This window comes from Gemmatimonadota bacterium, from assembly GCA_009838845.1.
GTDB lineage: Bacteria > Latescibacterota > UBA2968 > UBA2968 > UBA2968 > VXRD01.
Window position 1 is genome coordinate 42,516 of the sequence record VXRD01000149.1, and the last position, 17,331, is coordinate 59,846.

The window sequence follows — 17,331 nt, forward strand, 5'->3', positions numbered from 1 at the left end:
TGCTCCTCCGATAAAGAGTTCCATCACGGCTTCCAGGCGAATCGACCATATCGAGGCGTTTTTGGAGGCACGATCGGTAACTCCTTCCACCCGGACCTGGTTTCAACCATGATTTTCGGGCCGCCCTTTTTAGGATCTGGAAAAGCCCGAGTCACAAATCCATCGGGAGACCATGTGGGATCATCACCACGCCCTGCTTTTCGCTTATTATTTCCATCACTATCGACAACCCATACATTCCAGGTTTCACCGATCAGCTTGTCTCTTTCGCGATCTTGTCTCCCTGTGAATTTGCTCATATGGATCATCTCCACACCTTCCCAATGGGCGATCCACTTGCCATCCGGTGACCAGGCAGGGACTTTTTGTTCGATGGGAAGCTTGAGGGTCCCGTCATGTTCAGCAGACGTTGGTGAAATTGGTTTGGCATCACTGCCATCGAGATTGCTCAACCAAACCCTATAGTTGCCGCTTCGATTTGAAACAAAGGCCACCTTTGTTCCTTTCGGCGAGACAACGGCCATCGAATTGCTGAACTTAATTTGTTGAGGATCGCTGAACAATCGCCTTGATTCTCTGGTCTCAGTGTTCATGATGTGCAACTGGCTGTTTTCAGCGGGATCTTTTCCTGGTTTGAATATCATCCATACGATGTGTTTAGAATCAGGAAACCAGGAAGGTATCAAATTTCTCCCCGATTCTGTGAGTACTTTCTGGTTTCTGCCATCAAAGTTGGAGATCCAAAGAGCCATTCCTTTTTCGCTCTGTTGCACAAATACAATTTTACTGCCGTCAGGAGACACGGCAGGCATCATACATTCATGATTGGAATTTGTAATTTTGCGCCTGGATGAACCGTCCTCCTTGATGTGATAGAGTTGTAGTATGTTATTTTCATCAGGGCAACTGACAATAATCTCACGCATTTGAGACTCTCCAGCAAACAAGCCATCTGACACGCAAGCAATCGTAAAAATAGCCGGGATCAATATTAAGAATGATTTCATCATACGTGAAAGGATCGACCTACAGGTTGAAAATCAGAGATTTCTTCACATTCTAACCATGCGTCTGGCGAGTTCAGATCCGATGCCTTTCCCTTGCCATTCTGGCAGCACCTCGATGGGGCCAACTCGCCAACGCGATCGCACCATCACACCATCGTCTCCAAATACACCTTCAACGCTGTAGCCAGATCGCGTCCAAATGCACGCGCCAGTTCTGGACTCGTATCCAGATCGCCCACATTGGCATAGGGAAACTCAATTGCCGTTGCCAATTGAACACCCGGCAATTCACCCGCCCATCGACCAAAGCTCTTGCCAGCTGCATAATTCTCTGCCGTATTCCACTCCACGCCAAAGGGCAAATTATCCGCTGCACAAAAGGGCAAGCCTCCTGTTCGTTCCGCTTCCAAAATATGCGAAAACCGTATCTGTTCCTGCCAGGGGGCTTCTGACTCAGATCCCACCAGATAAATCGTCTCATTGCGATTACTACGAATCCACGGACAGTGCAGATCAATCGCTACCTTCAGTTTGCCCGCGCTCCAATCCGGCACCCTTTCTCGCATCACAGCCGTTTCAATATGCACACTCTCCCCGACATAATCCCGGTTGTGATCCCTCGGCTTCCGATTCTTCCCCTGATCGCCATCCTCCACACCGTCTTTATCCACAAACGGAATCACCAGGCATTCAACTCGTCCCTGAAACCAACGCCCTAAATCATCCTCACCAAGTATCGCCGCCATTATGCCTTCCAGCACGTAAGACTGCATCATCTCACAGCAGTGGTGTCGCGCCGCAATCAACACGCGCAGATCCGCCCCACCGTCCAGCCGTCCCACATACAACATCTCAACATCACGTCCTTTGTGCGTCTCGCACAACGTCTCCGCCACCAGATAATCCGAATCCACATACGACGCCAAAAACCGGTCCAGATCGGCCTGCACATACGGCATCCCAAAACTGAACCGCACATCATCCGCGTCATTCGCAAACGCATACACAAACGACTGCCCATCCACCGCATCATTACCCAACCAGCGCCACGTCACCCCACCGTCTTCACTCATCCCAGGACCACGCGTACCAATCACATTGCTACCGGTAAAGTGAAACCGCACGGTTCGGCCTGCTGCGCCACGCACCCGAAAATACCAGTAGAACCAGTCGCGATCCGTATCGCGCAGATCCTGTCGAACAAACACATCATCACCGTCAATTCGCTCGGTGATGATATTCCCACCCGGAAAATCACAATCTATCATAATCATTGAACACGCTTCTTTATGATGTCGATTTGCATTTACTCCTCCACTATCCATTGGAGCGGTAATCTAGATAGACAATGGGCGACGGAGCCGGATTTGGCGTCCGTTGTCTCGAACACCGCCATCACGTTTCCACCCCATCGCCTCGTAGAAGGCGATCCCGCGTTCATAACCCTTAATAGTCCAAACTATCGCTTCATTATAACCGTCGGCAACGAGATGACGAAACGCGAGCGAGGCCAACGCCTTGCCGATGCCGATGCGCCAATACGAGGGGTCAATGGCGATGGTATCGAGTTCCCCTAATGTGGCGTCAACGGGATCGCGGCTGGGACCGATGCCGACAAAACCGACAACCTTACCCGTATGCTCTGCGACCCACCACCGGTGCGGGGCAGACTTCGCAAGATCGCCGCGCCAACGCTCAACAAGTTCTGATGTGACGATGCGATTGGACTGCTCGATGAGTTCGCCGAATCCTGCATTCCACGAATCGATATATATACGTGTGACGACTTCGGCGTCCACCGCAGTGGCTGATCGGATCGTTGGCCAAGGTTTTCGTGGATGTGCGTATTCCAACTCGCCTATTCCTATACGGACTTGTAGAGGCTACCATCCGTGGTTGGACGGATGTCAGGACACGGCGCGCCGCGATCGGCAAGGTGTCGAACAAACTCCACAATGGTTTTGGGATGGGTCGAGCCGTCCCATCCCGGATTCACGCGGAACACAACGCGTCCGTCCCGCATACTATCACAAAAGAAGACGCACCGCGAATTCGCCCTGCGGACGCTGGTTACTTCCAGATCCCAGAATCGCTTGCAGAGATCCATAATTTCTGGCTGATCAGGCAGTGGGCCCGTTTCGTCTCTATATCTGGGATAGCGTGGTTCCATTGGTTTTCTCGGCCCAGGACTGGCCGTAGCGGCGCGAAGATTATAGGTGGTACATGAGTTCCCAGTTGCACGATTCGCATCTCAGAATCGTATCCTTCATACCGTCGTGGTCTATCTGGCGATCACATAATGGACATCTTGCTCGTCCAGCACTGGCTTCTCGTGCTTTGAAAATGCTTTCGATACGAGCGAAGAGTCCAATCCCCACGTCTTCAATAAGCTCTTCGTCTACTATGCCCTGTGCATCAGTTGCATAAAGGCGGGCTATTTTTTCTCTTGGAACTCGACTTGCCCAAGTTGGCCTGTCGTGTCTTGGTTTCGGGTTGCTCATGTATTCCTTAGAGATTTTTCAGGAGCATGTTTTTTTTATTCATTCCGCAAGGCATCTACAGGATTTGATCGAGCTGCCTTCATTGTCTGGAAACTCACTGTGATCATGGCAATAAGGAAAGCCAAGATACCACTTAACATAAAGAACTCAAATCCAAGATCTACCCGATACGCATAATTCTGAAGCCACTGCCACAGGGCATAGTAGCCAATCGGCCAAGCCAAGAGATTTGCAAGTGCGACCAACTTTGCAAAATCACTGGATAGCAACATAACAATATTGGATACAGACGCTCCCAATACCTTGCGAATGCCGATTTCTTTTGTACGGTATTGCGCACTCAATGTGGCCAACCCAAGTAACCCCAAGCAGGCAATCAAAATACCAAGGGTTGAAAAGAAACCAAAAATATAGCTCAGTTTTCTTTCATTTTTATAGATTCGATCCAAATTCTCATCAAGAAAAGAAAATGTGAATGGACGATTGGGTATATACCTTTCCCAGACTTTTTGTACAAATGCCAGTGTTTGAGATAAATCTTCAGATTTGACCTCTAGGTATAGTAGCCTTGCCTCATGAAATTCTGCAACCAATACGAGTCGTCCGATTTTTTCGTCAAGAGGTTTGTAATGAAAATCTTTGACAACACCGACGACTGTGCCGGAGCGTAGTCCATCTGGGTAGAACGTGCCTCCAACCTTCCAAGCAAATCGTTTCCCTATTGGATTTGTCCAACCCAATTGCTCGACCGCTGTTTCATTCAAGATAAACTGCTCGTCTAATTTTTCCCTCAGTCTTTGCGGGTTTGTTGTTTCGGCATATGATCGCGTGAAATTCCGGCCTGATACGCATTTAATGCCATAGAAATCTAGAAAATCCTCATCCACGATTATCACATCCATACTGTACGTGGATTTTCCTTCGGGATGGAATGTCTCTACTGTTGCTCCTTCTCCAACAAGGCCACGGGTGGTTGTTGCTCTGAGAATATTGGGATGCGTCGTGAATGCCTGCTTGATGGCGTTGTATTGGCTCTTGAAAAGCGTGGGATTGATCATTTGGTTGCTATTCGCTGCCTCAAAAATTGGAACTTCAATAATCTGCTCGCGGTCGAATCCCAGATTCTTATTTCGAAGAAATTTCTGTTGACTGTAAACACCCGAAGTGACAACCATCAATAAAATGGCAAGAGCAAATTGTCCTACAACCAAACTCTTGCGAAGCCGAGTAGAGACGTTTGTAGCGGATTTACCTCTCAACATTGAAACAGGGCGAAATGTCGATAAGACAAATGCCGGATAACTCCCTGCCAGAATACCGACGATGAATATAAGACCGAAAAGGCTGAGCAATAACTGGGTTGTGTTGACATTGAGTGTAATAGCGCAATCAAAAAACGAATTGAAAGTTGGCAATGCCAATTCTACCAACACCAAAGCCAAGATAAGCGCCATACAAGCAAAAAATATAGATTCGCCCAAAAATTGTGTGATGAGCTGCAATCGGTTTGCACCGACAACCTTACGAAGCCCGACCTCTCGCCTCCGCCCAATTGCACGAGCAGTTGTTAGGTTTATAAAATTCACACAGGCAATTACTAAAATAAAAATAGCAAGCAAAGAAAACAAATACACATTTTGAATGTCACCATGAGGTTTACTGGTCTCTGGAGTACCACGATTCTCAATTTTGATGCCATAATCATGATTGGAGTATAGATGGATGCGGTTTAGGGGCTGCAAATGATATTGAATGTTATTTGCAGCTGCTTCGCCCAGGTATTTCGGAATCAGATCTGAAAGTTTGCCTTCAAGTTGATTCGCATCATAACCTTCTTTAAGCAAAATATAGCTTTCTACAGGACGCCCCCCTCTCGGTTTCCAAGCCATCCATTTTTCTTGCCATCGCCCATTTTTAGTCGCCGATAAAATATCGAACCGAATGGCCGTCTGCGCAGGCATATTTTTTAAGACGCCTGTAACGTGATGCGCATAATCTTTGTCGTCTTCCTCGATCAGAATGGTTTTGCCAATCGGATTTTCAGTGCCAAACAGTTTGTGTGCAAGTCTGTGAGTGATTAAAACGGAACCTGGTTCTGAGAGAACCGTTTCGGGATCGCCTTGAATCAGTGGAAAGTCAAAAACCTGTAGAACATTCTCGTCTGTAAGGCAAAAGGCTTGTTTGTATATTCTCTTATTGTCAGCAATTATTGTTCTTTGCCAGCGATGGATACGCAAAGCCTCAGAAATTTCAGGATATACATCCTGATTCAAGACTTCTACGAGACCTCCTAATGTGCGCTCACTAAAAGCTGCTTGGTCAACTGTTTTAGTCTCTCGAATCACCCTGTAAATTTGATCTCGATTCCTTTGGTTCTGATCAAAACCTAATTCATAGTCGATATAGAGGCCTATCAGGATACAACAAGCCAAACCAATGGCTAATCCGATAATGTTCAGAGCTGAGTAGAAACGATGGTTTATCAGGTTTCTCAGCATTATTTTGAGATAATTTTTCAGCATGTGTCTGCCCCAAAGAAGTGATTTCGGTTATTGGCAATTTCAGTTCTCATGAAATCAACATAATGGATGCACTCTGGGGATTATTAACGAACTGTTACGGTAATTCATACCAAATCTATGTATCTCCGACCTTGCGGGAACTCTTCTCTTCAGAGGTTGTATCCCGAACATGTTCGCAGATGCTTCCTCTGGAGGCATCATTTCTATTCAGAACCCGCCTCCTTTCCCTCCATCAACGCACCTGCCCCATAGGCCATTCCGAGGTCGGCCTACCTTGCCACGTTGATCGCCTGAAGAATCGTCCGCCTGGGGGGTGGCTAAACCAGCTACTAATTGCGATTCCCCAAAAGTGCTCAAAGGATCTGTCTTTTAGATTTGCGTCACAGTATGCGTAGTGCGACAAGACCTCGTCGAGGAATGACTCTCCGTATATCCAGAACCCATAGAAATCCTTAGCGGGATCCGTGATTTCGATGTCCCCCCAGTCTATGATCCCAGTAAGTCTTCCGGTCGAGGGATCATGATAGATGTGTTTGTACCAGAGGTCGTTGTGAGCCAGCACAGGCTCGTATGAATGATTGATGCTTTCACTTCTTTCGATCCATGCTTCGAAAACATTGCGGACCTCACATTGAAGCTCGTCTGCCCGTTCAGCGAATAACTCCTTCCACATCCTGCGACGCCTAACCGATGCGTTACCCTCTTCTACGCCGAGGCTCCGTGCCTTCGTGATCGGGTAGCTGTGGAGTTCGCTGATGAAAACACCCAGCCTCTGAGCGGCCTCGCTGCGGTTCGCCTTGGAAAGTCTCCAAAACCGCCACGGCGAAAGTCGAGTCCCCGGAATTGTGTGGTATCCCGCAAAATCTGACGCCTTCGGCACGAATGCATAGTCGGGAACGGGTATTGCCTTCAGGTTGCTTCTAAGGGCATCCAGGACGGTCCGCTCCCTCGTCAGATTTGTTTCCTCATCGTTCTCGAACCGGAAAGCGATGCCATTGTCCAACAGAATCATTACATGATCGGGATCGGCAATGGTCTGAACTCTTCGGTAATTTGCCCACATGAGATCTGGAAAGGCGTCTCTGATTCTCTCCAGGTAGTAGCTGGAAGCCAATGGGGGCATGGGGACCTGCCAAAGAGGATTAATTGTCGCGATTTCCGCTAACTGTTGGGTGAAGCCCGAATGGCCGAAGCCGTGTACAGTCGTGTTATGCGGTGTGCTCACTTCATTACGGCGGGAGAAGCTCTGTGGAAAGGTTCCGCAAGCCTGGAGTTAGTGACCGTGCTCCCTCCCTACTCACGCTCCACGAAATACTTCTTAAATCCACGACTCGTCCCATCTTGCATTCCAAGGCTTCTATAGAATTCCACCTGATCTTTGTTGGGACCGCTGAGTAACTGTAGCTTGTAGCAGCCCTTCTCTTGGGCAAGGTTAATCGCAAATGTCATCAGTTTTTTCCCAAATCCTTTGCCTCTTTGTTCGCGTGCAACAACGACATTCTCGATGATAGCCCAAGGGCGCCCTTCGTAAGTAAAATTTGGAACGATAGCCATTATGAGGCTGGCGACTATGCCCTTGTCCGATTCGCCCACAACGATGAATATATTGCCGTAGTCAGACATCTCATCGAAGATCCGGATTGACTCTTCGAGTCCGAGAGTCTTAGCCGAAAGACTATGGGGACGGCTCGTGATCTGAGGAAAGAGATTTAGCAGAGATTCGACGTCTAATCTGGTCGCAACTCGGCAAGAAATGTCTGAATGATTCATCCGGTGACCTTTCTCGACTACGGACGTGTTAGCAGAAGTCAAGCCGCTCAGGCCGCAGTCAGCAAAATAGGCTGGCCATCGGTAATAACGACGGTATGCTCAAAATGAGCCGAAAGAGATCCGTTTGAGGTTTTCACTGTCCAGCCGTCGCAATCTTCAACGGCTTGGGTTGGATGCTCGGCAATCATAGGCTCAATGGTGATCACAAGACCATTCGTAAGCGGCTTAGAATCGAACGGATTGTAGGTGTTTGCAACGATGGGATCCTCATGGATAACTCGACCTACCCCGTGCCCCGCAAGCTCATTGACAACCCAGAATCCTTGTCTCTTTACCTCGTGCTCTACGGCATGACCGATGCAATTGATCGGTTTGTTTGCACGAGCTACGGCCACCGCCTTTTCAAATGCCGTACGGACACATCGACACAATCTAGCGGCTTTCGCGGAATATGGAGGAATCGGGATGGTGATTGCTGCATCTGCAATGTAGCCGTTCAGTTCAGCGGTGACATCCAGGCTTACAATGTCACCCTGTTCCAGCACTCGGTCACTCGGAATACCGTGAATGATCTCATCATTGACACTGATAAGATTGACGCCGGGAAAACCGTAAAACAGCCGAGGTGCGGAGGTTGCCCCGTATCGATTGAGCACCGACTCGCCAACGCGATCGACTTCCGCTGTGGTTACTCCCGCGCGAACAGCACCCGCCATTGCCTTTAATGTGGCGGCGACCACTTGCCCTGCCTGTGCAAGGCCTTCGAAATCCTCAGGACATTCTATCGACAATGAACAACTCCTTTTTGAAGGTGATAACTCTCAATCTTGATTTCTGCTAACTACGGGATTAACGAACAGTTTCGGTAATACATACCAATTTATGTTCCATGTGAATCTTGTAGTCAGCAGCAGGAACTGTCAGCCATGGATTGATCATAGTTAGGTTCAAATTTGTTACTGCCGAAGATGTGAGCCCACTCACTAAGAAACATAAGCGACCTTCGGGCTCTTCCCTCTACCGGGTGTCGGGCAACTCGAGGATCTGCGCTGCCTTCAACAACTCGGGGCGTAACTCATCGTACGGCAGATCCTGCGTGTCGCAATCGGCATCCAGACACAGCTTTGCTGCCAGCCCAGCAGACTCTCCCAGGACCATGAATACCGGCTCCATGCGCGCGCTACCGTAGGATATGTGAGAGGCCGAGAAACATACGGGGATGAACAGATTTGCTGTCTCCCCCCTCTTTGGCACGATACTCCGGTAGCTTAAAGGATAAGGGTCGGTCGGGGGGATCTGCACATCCCCTTCGTTGAGGACACGTGCCACGCCTCCTTCGACATGTACGAATCGGGAGCAATTATGCGAGTCCATGGTGTAGCTACCCATCCCGATCGAGTCCTCTGCGACTGACTTCTGGTAGCAGTCGTGCTCAGTGATGACGTAGTCGCCGATCATCCGGCGACATTCGCGGATATACAATTGATGCGGCCAGTGCTCGGTATCGGTGAACTCGTCACTGGATAGACCCCAGCGGCTGTAGGCGTCACGCACGCGCCGGGGAATCGCCGGTTCGTTGGCCAGATGCCAGTAGAGACCGCGCTGGTAATTGACGTGCGCCTGGAATATGGCCTCCCGCTCCTCATAGCCAGCGGCGGGCCATCCCCACGATCTCCCGATGAAGTCACTGCTGATGGGGCCGTTGTTGTTGGTATCGGTTTTACAGTAGCCGCCGGGTGTTCTGTTCGGGAAGATGTCGAACTTCCCGGGTACTCCGCTGTCGCGTATGTGGGCAACCGGGTCGGCGCTGTGATTCGGATTCTGGCTGTCTCCGCCCACAGTGTTGAACCAGCGCGTCGCAAGGACATACTGGGCAGGATCGAACGCGTCCGGCTTAGTCCAGTCGATCTTGAGCGCAGGATCATCGGTCATGCATACGCGGAAGCAATAGGCTTGCACACGGTGATCGCCCTCGCCCTGTCGTGCCGCCAGATCGGTCTCCTCGATCTGAGGCAGCAGCCCGCTGTCCGGGTCACCCGGTTCCACGTAGGGATCTACGGTAAGACCGAACTGATGTTTTTCTCGCACCTGGATGCCGTTGAGCGTCTCACCGTAGATCTCATTCGCCTCACGCCCCACGTGGAAGGAGACACCGGCCTTCGCCATCAGGTCCCCTTCGTAGGAGCAGTCCATAAAGATCTTGGCGCGGACCCGGAGCCCGCCAAGGAGCGTGATGGAAACGATACGTTGATCAATAGATTCGACGGCGTCCAGATACTGACCGTACCGGACATCGATACCGTTTTCCGAAATCCACGCATCGAAAACAGCGTCGGCGACGTGGGGCTCGAATTGCCACTCTTCATTCTGTCCGTAGTGCCGTCCAACCTGGTTGTAGAAGGATCGGCTCAGTCCACCGATAACGTACTTACGGCCGAAGTCCGTCCACCCGAGTCCGCCGGTTGTCATGCCACCGATGTGTTGGCCCGGCTGGAGGATGACGACACGTAAACCGGCCCGTGCGACTGTGACGGCTGCAGCGACACCCCCTGACGAGCCGCCGTAGATGCAGACATCCGTTTCGATGATCTCAGTTGTAGGTTCAATCCAGTCGCGATGGAAGTATTTGAGATTCGACATCGGCTGTGATCTCCGTGCGTTCGTCCGCGGTGAAGGATGTGTGACATGACGAAGCGACCAGCCTCACCTTTACACACGAAGGCAATGGTGAAGTTGGCGATTCTCTCTTCGGGAGATTCCTGCAGATTCTGTAGCTATTATACGGCGTGTTGGTCGTCTCTATAGAAGTGATCTGATCTCATCCACCGATAGCGGTAGTCTCCGAATCTGCCCTTCAAAGTCAAAGCGTGAGAGCACGGAGTCTTTCACCGTTCCTGGTTTCTCAATATAGTGCGACAACTGATCAGCATAGTAGGCCCCCCAGACGACTCCAAATGTTTCCCGGTCTCCGACTGAGAGTGGTCGCTCAGAAAGATAGCCTCGTAGGAAATCCAGCATCTCTTTCTTCAATAGAGATCGTCCCCCAGTCAGATCATTCATTAGCCATCTGTGTTGGACCATTACAAGATCTACAGTAGCTGGAGCAAAAGAGCTGCAGAGGTCGGTGAAACCGACTTTCTCTCCATCCGTGTGGACGTTGGGACCCCAGACATCTCCATGCGTTGTCATCCACCGTACGGATGTTCGTGTTAGGTGCTCGTAGGTGGTTTGCAACTCGGTCTGAAGGGTCTTGATGGCGTCGCGGAGATCGCCAGGAAGAGAACGGGAAAGTGCTCGCCGAAGTCTGACCTCCACAAAGCCAGTGAGATCTTTCTTCCGCATCCTGGATTTTTCGAACTTTTCCGATGCCAGATGAATCTTGGCAAGTCCACGTCCCACCGCACCCAATCGGTGGAGGTGACGAGAGCTGCAAGGTTCCCCACCGAGATCAGTTTCCACGGAGAGCACAACAGCATCTCCGATCGTGATACACAAATCTCCGAAGAGGGTGGGGACAATCTGGGGGACAGGGGCATCATTTGTTGATAGATGATTGAGGAACTCGACAACTTCCTCGGGACAGAACTGACCCCGTGCCCAGTTCAATCGTGCGAAGAACGTCGCCCCATTCTTCTTGAATGAGAAAAGGCGTCCCGTGCCTGGTACCGGTATGAGAGAACCATCGAACTGCCAAGCTGACCTAAGGGCCTCCTGAATTTTCTTCTTTGGCGGAATCTGATCCACTAACTGCTCCTTCGGTACATGGTTCTCATTTGTCTTGGTCCCGGAAAGTAATAGGGAAAAACACCTATCGCATTACTTGAAAGGATCGACCTACAAGACTTTTTCAACCTGCATTGAGTTACCGTCAATGTAGTGGCCGCAGTTTGTTGTGTTATCGACCATCACTGGTGCGAGGAGCCGACAGACCCTTCGAAAACTCAGACAACGTCTCTACCATTGAGAACCCGTAGTTTGCATAGAAAGCCTGGGCTCTGTGATTTTTCTCGTTTGTGCTGATAAGCACGGTAGTAAAACCCCGCTGCTTGATCTCGTTGAGTGTAGTTAGGAATATGAACCGTCCCCACCCCAACCCTCTCAGAGCGTCCCTCACGTTCAGCCAAGCGACAAAACACACGCGCTCAGCAGCTTTATTGAGCTGAAAGTGACTGCCCGCACGAGTGTAGCACACGCCGATCACCTCGTCGGCGTGGTCATAGACCCTGAGGTTCAGCCCTGAGGTTCGTCCCCGGCTCTCAGTTGTCTCCCATTCGATTCTTCCTACCTTCTCGGGCGGATCCAGCTGGCTGGGTGCAATCCCACCCTCCTGAACCAGTAGTATCTCACGTCGCGAAACACTGTAGCCGTTCAGACCCAGAATCGAAGTAACGTGTAGCCACTTGTCGGGTAAGCCGTAGCAATTGAAGAAGAATCTGTACAGATAATCTGGGCAGAACGCCCTGATGGTCTCCACATCCGTCAGCCGAGCTTCGGCAGAGACAAGAAGCTCCTGCCCGATCCGACGGTGACCTGGAACGAAGTCCAAATAACGAATTTGTCCGATCCTCCCGGCTTCCTCCTCGGCAACCGAGACATGCGCGATACCCAGGATTTCCTCACCCTCAACTGCGCAGAGAAATTGCTCCGTTCCGAGGTTTGTATATGGCTGTTCATCAAACGGCTTGTGAATACAGCCCCATTCGAACTCGTGTCGTGAAACAGGGTAGCGGTGGGGCAGAGTTCCTATGCGTGAGTTGTAAAATGCACGGAAGTCGTCTGCTCCTAACATGTCACTTTCGACGATCTTCAATCAGTATCTCTTGTGGTTGCTGGTGTTGAGATTTTTGGTTTTGCCCGCCATAAACAGGGCAGTCGGATTCATTTTATTCGCTTGAGTCGCGCCTCCTGGCGAGCATTTCTTTTCGCACCTTCCACTTCAAGCGCTCCCGTTCTGTCTTTTCTACTTTCTTCCGATTGCGTTCCGTGGCCGCTGAAGCATATTGCTCTCTACTTGTCCTCACCTTATCCAGCCATTCTTGTCGTGTGGACAGGATCTCTGGACTACTCTTGGCACCATAGCTGAGATTGTTCAGGAAGTCGATTATCTCGTTAGGCTTCCCGCCGATGAGATCGCGTGCTCCCGGTCCCGACAGTCCGCCTTCGAGTTCCCAGTGATACCTGTGAATCAGAGTATCAATCAGGATCATTTTTTCTTGAACTGATCGCGCGACCCTATACTTTTGCACGTATTCTTTAAGGAACGCTGTCATGCCGGATGCAATAAGGTGTTTGCCTCGAAACGACTTCTGGTATTCGGCCCACGTCAATTCCCAGTTACACGATTCACAGCGAAGTAAGAACTTCTTATCGAAGTTGTGCTCAAGCCCGCGTTGGCAGTGGGGACATCTCGCGAGCCCGTTGTTCGCATCCCTTGCCTGGAAAATACTCTCGATTCTCACAAGCAGGCTAATCCCCACTTCGTTGATTAGCTCTTCATCCCGGATTCCTTGAGCGTCCTTAGCATAGAGCTCCGCGATTTTCTGTCGAGGGATTCTACCTGCCCAAATTGGCCTGTCGTATCTGACTTCAGTCACTAGCTTTTTCTCCAGATTGCCCAACAGGTGCCCTACGCGAATCCAACATAATCATAGAACACGCTTCTTTATGATGTCGATTTGCATTTACTCCTCCACTATCCATTGGATCCGTCAGGGCTTCGTAATCTGAAGATGCTGATAGGGGTTGGTTTTTGTCTTGTTTTAGGCACTCTATTTAAGTGCAAATTCTAATAAGGGAATAGTGCGCTCCGGAATGGCCCCGGAAGGTGCTTCTCCAATTCGAACGGACCCTCTTGATAAATAAAATGATTCCGCATATGGGTCTGAGGGGATAGACACTTTGTGAAAACCTAACTGCCTCGCTTGATCAATCGCATGATCCCAAAGTCTCTTTCCATATCCCTGGCCTATTTTGCTTGGCTCAATAAATAAATCAGACAGTTCGAGTCCATTCTCCCTGATTTCTAACCTATAAAAGCCGACGACCTGTCCCATTTCTTCTACCACATAGACGGTGTGATGGCTAATATCTTGTTGGGTATAAGTTAGATCCTGGCGGCATGCTTCAAGAAAATCTATATCGTAGTTCCAATGTGCTTTTGAGCGCATTGCAAGGCTACTCAACGCTTCATTTTCGTCAGCTTTTGCAGTTCTGATCATTGGAGTGATCTCGATAATATGTATTTCTCATTACATTTAATGTTTTATGGCTTGCGAACCGCGCAGGGGTTGGGCGAAGGCTAAATGACTGGAGCCGGGCACGGTCGTGTTAGCCGAAGCTGCCAGTCTCTGCAACAAACCGGTTTCTGTTGGTCTCGAGATTGTAATCAGAGAATCGCATTCCAGCCTTCTCAAGAACTCGGTTGGATGCTTTGTTTTCTGGCATGGCCGTGGCGACGACGCGTTTGATGGGTGTTTCGTCAAGTATGTACTCAATAGCAACTCGGGCAAATTCAGTCGCAAAGCCCTTTCCCCAGAACGGCTTCCTTATCATATAGATAAGGTCACCCTCTTCGGAATCCGGATCGTGAAGCATGTACGTAAGGACGCCCAACCCCACGATTTCTCCATCCGATTTCCGAACCAGCAGTCCGGGCCCCCATTCGTGCAGGTCGCAGTGCCGAATGCAGGAATCAAGCCACGCTCGCGCTTCGGCTGCCGACAGCGGCTTGCATTCGCCGAAATGCCTCATCATCTCTTCATCTCCGAAGATTTCCTCGAAGATCGCAAGATCGTCAGGAGTACATTGCCGGAGAATAAGCCTATTTGTCTCAAGTAGGCACTTGTATCCCACAAGTTCATTCCTTCAAGTTTGAAGACCAGACGGGCAGTTTCGGCTAACGGTGGGTGTGCCCGACGCGTGCCCAAGGCACGTGTGGGCTGGGTGGTGTGGTGTAGGGTTTGGCCACTGCGAATTAGCGGAAGCGGCACTATCGGCATTGAGACAAAGGCCAATCGGAAAGTGGCCTTTTCGTCCATGTCGATGGATGGAAAAAGTGACCCGCAACGCCTGATATGCCATCCAGTGAATCGAGCCAGATCTGAATGGCGATTCCCCAGAAATGCTCGAAGGAGCGATCCCTAAGACCTTGCGTAGCCAGATCATAGTGGGAAAGCACATCGTCCAGAAAGGTCTCACCGTACACCCAGAACCCATAGAAGTCCTTTGCTGGATCTGATATCCTGATGTCTCCCCAGTCAATGATGCCCGTCAGCTTCCCGGTTCGGGGATCGTAGTAGATATGTTTGGACCAGAGGTCGAAGTGGGTGAGGACAGGTGAGAAATCGTGGTTGATCTCTCCACTTCTTTGAATCCAACCTTGGAATACGTCTCGCGTTCGGCGATCCAAATCCTTCCAACGCTCCCTCATGAGCCTCCTCGCCATCGAGCGATTGCCAAGCGATTTATCCCTTGCCTCTACGCCCAGCTTTCGCACCGGTTCAAGCGGAGTCTTGTGCAAAGCGCTGAGAAAGCGGCCCAGTCTCCTTGCTTCTGAATGCCGTCTTGCTTTCGACAGCCTCTGGAAGCGCCAGGGAGAAAGACGTGTTCCGGGAATAGTCCTGTAGCCAGCGAAATCGTTCGACGACTTTGGCACGTATGCGTAGTCGGGTATCGGAATATCACTCAACCGAGGCCGGATGAGATCGAGGACCGCCCGCTCTCGCGCAAGATCCGTATCCTCATCTTCCACGTCGTTCTCAAACCGAAACGCGATGCCGTTGTCCAGCAGAAACATCACGTGATCGGGTCGGCTGTGTGTCTGAACTCTTCTGTAATTCGTCCACTTGAGGCGCGGGAATTCCTCCCTGATTCTCTGCAAGTACCACTGCGTCTTATGTGGTTTCATCTGGTCTGCTCCAAGTGAGTGCCCGATCCAAGATGCTTTTCAGTTTCCGCTAACTACGAGATTATAGATATACGCTCCGTAAGTGCAGGTTTTCAGTTGATATATGCCATTGTTTTACAGTGATATAGAAACTAAAAGCCCACGTAATTTGACTGTGGGCTTTTAGTGTGATTCCTACCTTTCGCAACTGATTTACAGATCAAATTTCAGTCTTTTCCTTCAGAGAGAGAAGTTGATCGCGCAGTTCTGCGGCGCGTTCGAAGTCTTCGAGGCCCACGGCTTCGCGGATCTGGTCGCGCAGGTCCTGGGATAGGGATTTGGGACGGTCGCGGCGAATCTCGTCTGCCCATTCCTGGAGGAAGGCGATTTCTTCGTTTTCGTCAATGAGGTCGTGACGGTCAAATTCTCTGAAGAAGGATCGAAGTTCGTCAATGCCGTCGTCAATTTTGGACAGTGCCATATCGTAGGCTTCGCGTTCGAGATACATCAGGACTTCAGCCCTTACGCGGTGGCCAATGACAAAGGGGCGATAGTGCTCAAACGCCATACGATCTTCCTCATCTTCTGCGTATTCTTTGACAAAGTCGAAAAGTTCGAGGTTGCGTTCGGCGTCTTTTTTGGCGTTGAGATATTCGCCTATTTCGAGAAAGCTAATGCGGCGATGATAATATTGGAGGGCTTCCATCTGGAGTTCCATACAGTTTTCAGAATTGAGCGCAAAGTTTTCTGGGCCGCGTTTTTGCGCCAGCGCTTTGTAATAGTGCAAGAGCGATTCATACCCTTCGGGCTGTTGACCGTCGGGGCGGCCGGTGACATCCATTTGCAAGATGCCCATTTCGATGCGGAGTTGAACTTTGGCACGACCATCATTCCCTCTGATTTTGCGAACACACAATTGCCCGGGTTCACAGGGCCAGTCATCCAGAAGAGGCTGAATATCTTTACTCATCGGTGCGTATCCTCCATTGATAAATTGTATGAGGAAAATAAGCTCGAATGCAGTTTACGATAATCACTATATGTTGTCAAGAAATTAGCGGGAAGAGAGGGTGCTCTTCACGACTCATCGCACTTCAGGTATTGACACACTCAGTGCATTTGCTGTTTCTACTGTGTTGTCCCAGGTTTCGTCTTCGATAAAGACACCTTCTGCTTCGCGTTTGGCGCGTGTGTCGTGTTCGATTTCTCCCGGGAGATAAATTTTATCGACACCGGGCTGGGTGCGGGAGGACTTGATCCAGTCGCAGAGACGGCCAATTTCGTTGAGATAGTCAGAGAGGTCGATAAAGCTGTCGATTTTGATGGCGATGGCGATATAGCCACTGCCGCCTCGCGTGGGTTGTTCTGAACTGCATCCCGCCCATGAGAGGCCGCCCGCGATGGCGTCGATCATCATGCCCAGGCCATATCCCTTGTGGCCTTGTGGACCGCCTAAGGGCAGCATTGCCACGTCGCTGCCCTTGAAGCGATTGGGGTCATTCACGGGATTGCCGTCTGCATCTATGAGCCAGCCATCGGGTGTTTGTTGTCCGCGTGCGCGATACACATCGACTTTGCCACCGGCAGACATACTGGTGGTTATGTCGAGCATGAGGGGAGGACCGGGGGGGGGGGGCCCACTGAAG

17 protein-coding genes are annotated in these 17,331 nt (G+C 50.4%); all 17 read right to left on the reverse strand.

Going from position 1 to position 17,331, the window contains the following annotated elements; all coding sequences use genetic code 11:
* Nucleotides 1-23: 23 nt before the first annotated feature.
* Nucleotides 24-1,010, reverse strand: coding sequence for a hypothetical protein (locus F4Y39_21030; GenBank protein ID MYC16217.1), 987 nt, complete (start codon nt 1,008-1,010; stop codon nt 24-26).
* Between the two features lie 143 nt (nt 1,011-1,153).
* Nucleotides 1,154-2,281 (reverse strand): peptidase M14, encoded by a 1,128-nt coding sequence (locus F4Y39_21035; protein MYC16218.1) that lies wholly within the window; start codon nt 2,279-2,281, stop codon nt 1,154-1,156.
* Between the two features lie 63 nt (nt 2,282-2,344).
* Nucleotides 2,345-2,875, reverse strand: a complete 531-nt coding sequence (locus F4Y39_21040) for a GNAT family N-acetyltransferase (GenBank protein ID MYC16219.1) — start codon at nt 2,873-2,875, stop codon at nt 2,345-2,347.
* On the reverse strand, nt 2,872-3,177 hold the full coding sequence (locus tag F4Y39_21045; protein MYC16220.1) for a hypothetical protein: 306 nt from the start codon (nt 3,175-3,177) through the stop codon (nt 2,872-2,874). The genes F4Y39_21040 and F4Y39_21045 overlap by 4 nt, the downstream gene beginning before the upstream one ends.
* 366 nt (nt 3,178-3,543) lie before the next feature.
* The gene (locus tag F4Y39_21050; protein ID MYC16221.1) at nt 3,544-6,030 is read right to left on the reverse strand and encodes an FtsX-like permease family protein; all 2,487 of its coding nucleotides are present in this window, start codon (nt 6,028-6,030) and stop codon (nt 3,544-3,546) included.
* Between the two features lie 232 nt (nt 6,031-6,262).
* Nucleotides 6,263-7,153 carry a phosphotransferase gene (locus F4Y39_21055; GenBank protein ID MYC16222.1) on the reverse strand — a complete coding sequence of 297 codons (891 nt, stop codon included), beginning with the start codon at nt 7,151-7,153 and terminating at the stop codon, nt 6,263-6,265.
* A 170-nt stretch (nt 7,154-7,323) separates the two neighbouring features.
* The gene (locus F4Y39_21060) at nt 7,324-7,800 is read right to left on the reverse strand and encodes a GNAT family N-acetyltransferase (protein MYC16223.1); all 477 of its coding nucleotides are present in this window, start codon (nt 7,798-7,800) and stop codon (nt 7,324-7,326) included.
* Between the two features lie 47 nt (nt 7,801-7,847).
* Entirely contained in the window at nt 7,848-8,591 is a 744-nt protein-coding gene (gene map, locus F4Y39_21065) for a type I methionyl aminopeptidase (protein MYC16224.1), read from the reverse strand.
* Nucleotides 8,592-8,817: 226 nt separating this feature from the next.
* Entirely contained in the window at nt 8,818-10,440 is a 1,623-nt protein-coding gene (locus F4Y39_21070; protein ID MYC16225.1) for an FAD-dependent oxidoreductase, read from the reverse strand.
* A 159-nt stretch (nt 10,441-10,599) separates the two neighbouring features.
* The gene (locus F4Y39_21075; protein MYC16226.1) at nt 10,600-11,544 is read right to left on the reverse strand and encodes a phosphotransferase; all 945 of its coding nucleotides are present in this window, start codon (nt 11,542-11,544) and stop codon (nt 10,600-10,602) included.
* A 151-nt stretch (nt 11,545-11,695) separates the two neighbouring features.
* Nucleotides 11,696-12,610, reverse strand: a complete 915-nt coding sequence (locus tag F4Y39_21080; protein MYC16227.1) for a GNAT family N-acetyltransferase — start codon at nt 12,608-12,610, stop codon at nt 11,696-11,698.
* Nucleotides 12,611-12,683: 73 nt separating this feature from the next.
* Nucleotides 12,684-13,259 (reverse strand): hypothetical protein, encoded by a 576-nt coding sequence (locus F4Y39_21085; protein ID MYC16228.1) that lies wholly within the window; start codon nt 13,257-13,259, stop codon nt 12,684-12,686.
* A 309-nt stretch (nt 13,260-13,568) separates the two neighbouring features.
* Complete coding sequence (locus tag F4Y39_21090; GenBank protein ID MYC16229.1) at nt 13,569-14,018, reverse strand: GNAT family N-acetyltransferase; 450 nt, start codon at nt 14,016-14,018, stop codon at nt 13,569-13,571.
* Nucleotides 14,019-14,127: 109 nt separating this feature from the next.
* The gene (locus F4Y39_21095) at nt 14,128-14,652 is read right to left on the reverse strand and encodes a GNAT family N-acetyltransferase (GenBank protein ID MYC16230.1); all 525 of its coding nucleotides are present in this window, start codon (nt 14,650-14,652) and stop codon (nt 14,128-14,130) included.
* A 136-nt stretch (nt 14,653-14,788) separates the two neighbouring features.
* Nucleotides 14,789-15,706, reverse strand: coding sequence for a phosphotransferase (locus F4Y39_21100; protein MYC16231.1), 918 nt, complete (start codon nt 15,704-15,706; stop codon nt 14,789-14,791).
* A 199-nt stretch (nt 15,707-15,905) separates the two neighbouring features.
* On the reverse strand, nt 15,906-16,655 hold the full coding sequence (locus tag F4Y39_21105) for a hypothetical protein (protein MYC16232.1): 750 nt from the start codon (nt 16,653-16,655) through the stop codon (nt 15,906-15,908).
* A 114-nt stretch (nt 16,656-16,769) separates the two neighbouring features.
* On the reverse strand, nt 16,770-17,331 hold a 562-nt coding region (locus F4Y39_21110; GenBank protein MYC16233.1), incomplete at its 5' end, for an Ldh family oxidoreductase.

Coding starts and splice junctions, on each gene's coding strand:
- F4Y39_21070 (MYC16225.1), bottom strand. CDS start 10,440: ATGTCGAATCTCAAATACTTCCATCGCGACTGGATTGAACCTACAACT.
- F4Y39_21105 (MYC16232.1), bottom strand. CDS start 16,655: ATGAGTAAAGATATTCAGCCTCTTCTGGATGACTGGCCCTGTGAACCC.
- F4Y39_21055 (MYC16222.1), bottom strand. CDS start 7,153: ATGCCCCCATTGGCTTCCAGCTACTACCTGGAGAGAATCAGAGACGCC.
- F4Y39_21035 (MYC16218.1), bottom strand. CDS start 2,281: ATGATTATGATAGATTGTGATTTTCCGGGTGGGAATATCATCACCGAG.
- F4Y39_21060 (MYC16223.1), bottom strand. CDS start 7,800: ATGAATCATTCAGACATTTCTTGCCGAGTTGCGACCAGATTAGACGTC.
- F4Y39_21050 (MYC16221.1), bottom strand. CDS start 6,030: ATGCTGAAAAATTATCTCAAAATAATGCTGAGAAACCTGATAAACCAT.
- F4Y39_21090 (MYC16229.1), bottom strand. CDS start 14,018: ATGATCAGAACTGCAAAAGCTGACGAAAATGAAGCGTTGAGTAGCCTT.
- F4Y39_21030 (MYC16217.1), bottom strand. CDS start 1,010: ATGATGAAATCATTCTTAATATTGATCCCGGCTATTTTTACGATTGCT.
- F4Y39_21045 (MYC16220.1), bottom strand. CDS start 3,177: ATGGAACCACGCTATCCCAGATATAGAGACGAAACGGGCCCACTGCCT.
- F4Y39_21100 (MYC16231.1), bottom strand. CDS start 15,706: ATGAAACCACATAAGACGCAGTGGTACTTGCAGAGAATCAGGGAGGAA.